This window comes from Gilvimarinus gilvus, assembly GCF_030518155.1.
In the GTDB taxonomy this organism is placed as follows: domain Bacteria; phylum Pseudomonadota; class Gammaproteobacteria; order Pseudomonadales; family Cellvibrionaceae; genus Gilvimarinus; species Gilvimarinus gilvus.
This window is the reverse complement of sequence record NZ_JAULRU010000633.1, coordinates 1-387: the sequence shown is the minus strand read 5'-3', so window position 1 is coordinate 387 and position 387 is coordinate 1. Positions and strand designations below refer to the sequence as shown.

At 34.9% G+C, this 387-nt stretch carries 1 protein-coding gene; it reads right to left on the bottom strand.

The annotated features are described in order from the left end of the window. A partial coding sequence (locus QWI17_RS16560; RefSeq protein ID WP_302723637.1) for a PD-(D/E)XK nuclease family protein occupies nucleotides 1–387 on the bottom strand: 387 nt, incomplete at both ends.

Genomic DNA, 387 nt, shown 5'->3' with positions numbered 1-387 from the left:
ATTTCGTAAATCAAAAATACGTTGAACTCGCGCTAAAGTTGGCACATCAAAACGTAAATTTCCTTGATATACTTTCGAATAGAAAATATAACCTTCGGTGTTTTTTGTGACATCTTTAAACTCTAAATCATACAAAACACCAATAATTTGGTAATATAAAAAGAGCTGCGTCGCATGATTTGGCTTGACACTTTTTCCGTCATCAGGAAAAGGTGCACCACCAGATTTCAGCTCGATAATTTTATTTTTTCCTTCGGGGTTAATATCCAATAAATCCAAACGACCTTGAATTCCGTATTGTTCGCACAAAAATGAAGGTTCAATTAATGCGCGATCCAACGAAATATCATATTGTGGAAAATCCTCGGTCAACACTTTTTGAATACG